This is a genomic window from Aeromonas sp. QDB34, assembly GCF_027705405.1.
Taxonomy (GTDB): Bacteria; Pseudomonadota; Gammaproteobacteria; order Enterobacterales; family Aeromonadaceae; genus Aeromonas; species Aeromonas hydrophila.
Genome location: NZ_JAPDBT010000060.1, coordinates 1 through 1,038 on the forward strand (window position 1 = coordinate 1; position 1,038 = coordinate 1,038).

Below are 1,038 nucleotides of genomic sequence, written 5' to 3' on the forward strand. Positions count from 1 at the left end.
AAAGGCTATGTCCCAATTACGTGTTGCATGGGGTGCCCCAGCGCCTCATGCAAGCAACGTGAGATATTCACTTCCCTCCCATAGCGTTCCAACATCCTTCGCCAACCCAGATAATTCTTCAGATAGTGGGTCGCAACCCCATGGAACCGCTCCATCCACTCCTTCAATCGCCTGTGGTACCCGTTCACATGTTGGATGTGATATGCACCCACCACCCGCTCTCCCGCACGGTTGCGCACCACTTGGTGTGTTATCCCCAGTCCCTCGCTGAAACTCGCATACACCCCGGCACCATCGCTGCACAGGACGGCATCCGGGGCGATAAGCGGCTGAAGCACTGCCTTCACCGCCCTGGCATTCAACTGTTCCAACTGGAAATCGGCCAGGTGGCCTGCTCTGTCTTGCACCACCATCACCGGGATGTAATCCGGCCCTGTGCCTCGGGTTCGGCCTTTGCCTCCACGATGGCGGGCCGGGCGGGGCAATCCGCGCTGTCCTTTGAACGACGCTAAGAAGAAGGTCTCATCGACCTCGACGATACCCTCTTCCCGTACCGCCTGGTGGCTAGCCATGGCCTTCAGGAAGCGGTGGCGCCATAAAAAGGCGGTGTTTTTACCGACCCCACAGCGGAGCGCCGCCTGCCGGACGGTCAGACCGTCGATGAGGGCCTGTGCATAGTCTTCCCAGCATTGTGGCTTGCGAAGTCGAGCGAGAGGTGTGTTGGTTAGAACTGAACTGGTGCGCAGACACTGCTTGCAGCGATAACGGCGCAGCCCTCGAGACCAGCCCCAGGGGGCCAGCAGTGTGGCTACGGCCTGGCAGTGAGGGCAGCATTGGCATGCGGGAAGTTGAGTGGCCAACGAGGTGATGGGGTGAGGGGTGGTGAGTTCCTGTTGCGCGAGACGACGCTGACGCAAAGTGAGCAATGGGAAGAGGGACAGTAGATGTTGAAAGGCTTGGGTATCCATGATGGCGGCCCTCAAGGTGATGACCTACTTCAAGGTTAGCCTTTCAACACATAACTGGGACAGAGCCATA

At 58.8% G+C, this 1,038-nt stretch carries 1 protein-coding gene; it reads right to left on the reverse strand.

The window, feature by feature from the left end:
* Window positions 1-5 precede the first annotated feature (5 nt).
* Complete coding sequence (locus OKC29_RS22985) at window positions 6-968, reverse strand: IS1595 family transposase (protein WP_073350632.1); 963 nt, start codon at window positions 966-968, stop codon at window positions 6-8.
* Window positions 969-1,038 lie beyond the last annotated feature (70 nt).